Raw genomic sequence first — 3,016 nt, forward strand, 5'->3', positions numbered from 1 at the left:
TTCTCTTTATGTTTGTAATAGATTTTTCCCGTTGCGTGGACGCCATAGAGAATAGCTTCTCACATCTTAAAAGATGGATAACAAAAAGTTAGATATCAAATCTCTCCTTTAAAAATATGATGAAACAAGAATTTACACAAACATTGTTTGCGTGGATGGGTGGTAAACACTATCTGCGTAAGAAAATTATACCGATTTTAAATAGCATTGACCATGAAACCTATGTTGAACCGTTTTTAGGTTCTGGTGTTATTTTCCTAAATAAAGGACCAGCAAAATATTCCGTTATTAATGATTTGAATGGAGAGATCACGAATCTGTTTCAATGCGTTCAAAATGACTTTGATGATTTAGCTAAACGATTGGAGTGGTTTGTTTGTTCAAGACAGTTGTTTTTTGAACTTGCGGCGATTGAACCAGAAAGCCTTTCCAAAGTTGAAAGAGCCGCCCGTTTTTTGTTTCTCCAACGTTGTGTGATGTATGGGAAAAAAGAGTATGTCTCTTTTGGCTTTGGAAGGAAAAAGCCTATAGCATTTAATCCCGATAAGCTGTTATCAAGGATGCGACGTGTTAGACAGAAGCTTCTTGATACGACAATCTTAAATTTGTCGTGGGAACGGGTTATCGAGCTATTTGATGCACCCGACAGTTTATTTTACCTAGACCCGCCTTATCTTGTGAAGAAGAAGTGTTATAGCTCTGGGAATTTTGTTGAAGATGATTTTGTGAGTATGGCAAAAGTTCTCAAAAGCATACAAGGCAAATTTGTCTTGAGTCTAAATGATTGTGATGCGGTTCGAGAGATCTTTAAGGATTTTGACTTTTTAGAATTAGAGACCCTTTGGACCTCTGGTTTTGCTAAAAAACCATCCCGAAAAGAACTCTTGATTCGCAATAATTAAGAGGCATGTTAAAAATCCTATTCCCTAACTTTTATTTACGCGTCCCTCACTATAAAAAATATATGGAAAATCAATAAATTATTTTGGATAAAAAAGAGCATGGTGCCCAAAAGAGGACTCGAACCTCCACGCCTTACGGCACAGGTACCTGAAACCTGCGCGTCTACCAATTCCGCCATCTGGGCTTATAAAATTCATCTAAGCGCATGAAGCAACTCTGTCAATAAAATTATAGAATTTATTTTTTCAGCTTAAAACGATAGCATTGAACTTTTGAGAGAGATCATGATTTTAGAAGTTTAAGGTGTGAGGACTGTCTTTGATAAAATTGTTGAATCCGGATTAAATGTGTAAATAATAGGAATGCCGGTCGCTAATTCTTGAGATATAATTTCCTCACCGGAGAGACCTTCAAGCGCCATAATAAGAGCACGAAGAGAATTTCCATGTGCTGCGATCAAAACAGTTTGAGAGCGCAAAATATAAGGCTGGATATGGTAAAGATAATAAGGCCAGATGCGCGCACCGGTGTCGCGTAGGCTTTCTCCATTCGGCGGCGCAATCGTATAGGAGCGGCGCCACATTTGCACTTGCTCTTGCCCCCATTGTTGGCGTACTTCATCTTTATTTAAACCAGAAAGATCACCATAATTACGTTCATTTAATGCGGGATTTTTTATCACTTCTAAATCTGATTGTCCCATTTGCTCTAAAATGTGCTGAGCGGTTTTTTGAGCACGCTGTAAGGCTGATGTATAAGCGATATCAAACTTCAAACCATATTCTTTCAGTTTTTTTCCTGCTGCTATCGCTTCGGCATGACCTTTTTCTGTTAAATCAGGATCTTTCCAACCGGTAAAAAGGTTTTTGAGATTCCATTCACTTTGTCCATGACGAATTAGTGTAAGTATGCGTCCCATTATGAATTGCCTCTATTCTATTGATTGTTTAAAATTCATTGTTCAATCCCAAAACATCGAACATTGAATAAAGACCGCTTTCATGATTTTGTGCCCATAAAGCTGCTTTTAATGCGCCATTGGCAAAGATAGAGCGTTCTTGCGCTGTATGTGAAAGAACAATGCGCTCATTGGAGCCGGCAAAAATGACACTGTGTTCTCCAACAACTGTCCCACCACGTGAACAGGAAAAGCCAATGGTGCCTTTTTTGCGTTTACCTATATGACCATTGCGTTCGTTGACACGCACATTTTTAAGCATAACATTGCGCCCTTCAGCTGCTGCTTGGCCAAGAAGAAGGGCTGTTCCAGAAGGGGCGTCAACTTTGTTAGCGTGATGCATTTCATAAACTTCGATATCAAAATCATCGGCTTCTAATGCTTTAGCGGCTTTCTTTACAAGGTTGGCTAAAAGATTTATTCCAAGGCTCATATTTCCGGATTTGACAATTGTTGTATATTTCGCAAAATCTGCAATTTTTTCTTCTTCTGTTTTGCTAAATCCTGTGGTGCCAATAATATGGACAAGGCTTTTTTGAGCAGCGTAGTTAGCATAAAGAATACTGGCTTCTGGTTGTGAAAAATCTAAAATACCTTCTGTATTAGAAAAGGCATTTTCGGGATCGTCAGTGATACCAATCCCAAGAGAATCTGAACCAATTAAGGCACTGGCATCTTTTCCTACAAACGGTGAGCCTTTGCGTACAAGAACAGCACAAAGTTCTACATCTCTCCTCTGCTGGATTGTTGTAATGAGTTCACGTCCCATTCTTCCATTTGCACCAACAACTGTAAGGCGCATTTTTATCTCCTTATAATACTTTACTGTGCAGTATAGGCAAATTCTTGCCTTCTTTCCAATGGTTCTTTTTCTTTATAGAAAAATTTTTTTCCTGCTTTAATTTATCTTGTTGTGCTGTAAAATACTGTTGTTTAGAGCAAGTGATATAAGATCTACAAATTTAAATAGAGATGTTTTTCGGTCATTCAAGATATAATACTAAAAAACACAATAAAGTCAATAGGTTGTGTGAAATTATTTTATATGAATCCACTCAAGAATCCATCTTTTTATGCATGATTCATTTGACCATTTTTTATATAAGATTGCCATGGATGAATAGACTGTAAAAAGCAAATCATGATGCAAATATT

The 3,016-nt window shown here is 37.6% G+C and carries 3 protein-coding genes and 1 tRNA gene; 1 reads left to right on the top strand and 3 read right to left on the bottom strand.

Features of this window, described 5'->3' with window-relative positions; all coding sequences use genetic code 11:
* Positions 1-116: 116 nt before the first annotated feature.
* A complete protein-coding gene (locus ACFIL3_RS09450) occupies positions 117-902 on the top strand; it encodes a DNA adenine methylase (RefSeq protein WP_375682155.1) in 786 nt (261 codons plus the stop codon).
* Positions 903-1,002: 100 nt separating this feature from the next.
* Here the strand turns inward: ACFIL3_RS09450 and ACFIL3_RS09455 are convergent.
* The 3 genes from ACFIL3_RS09455 to dapB all read right to left on the bottom strand — a co-directional run bounded on the left by ACFIL3_RS09455 (position 1,003) and on the right by dapB (position 2,663).
* Positions 1,003-1,087 (bottom strand) — tRNA-Leu (locus tag ACFIL3_RS09455).
* A 114-nt stretch (positions 1,088-1,201) separates the two neighbouring features.
* Positions 1,202-1,822: a 2,3-bisphosphoglycerate-dependent phosphoglycerate mutase gene (locus ACFIL3_RS09460; RefSeq protein WP_375668552.1), complete on the bottom strand. Its 621-nt coding sequence runs from the start codon at positions 1,820-1,822 to the stop codon at positions 1,202-1,204.
* A 28-nt stretch (positions 1,823-1,850) separates the two neighbouring features.
* Complete coding sequence (gene dapB, locus ACFIL3_RS09465) at positions 1,851-2,663, bottom strand: 4-hydroxy-tetrahydrodipicolinate reductase (RefSeq protein WP_375613493.1); 813 nt, start codon at positions 2,661-2,663, stop codon at positions 1,851-1,853.
* Positions 2,664-3,016: the final 353 nt, after the last annotated feature.

This window comes from Bartonella sp. CE47NXGY (assembly GCF_042195415.1).
Classification (GTDB): domain Bacteria; phylum Pseudomonadota; class Alphaproteobacteria; order Rhizobiales; family Rhizobiaceae; genus Bartonella.

Excerpts from the sequence above, each read along its gene's own strand:
- ACFIL3_RS09450 (WP_375682155.1), top strand. The coding sequence starts at position 117 with ATGATGAAACAAGAATTTACACAAACATTGTTTGCGTGGATGGGTGGT.
- ACFIL3_RS09460 (WP_375668552.1), bottom strand. The coding sequence starts at position 1,822 with ATGGGACGCATACTTACACTAATTCGTCATGGACAAAGTGAATGGAAT.
- dapB (WP_375613493.1), bottom strand. The coding sequence starts at position 2,663 with ATGCGCCTTACAGTTGTTGGTGCAAATGGAAGAATGGGACGTGAACTC.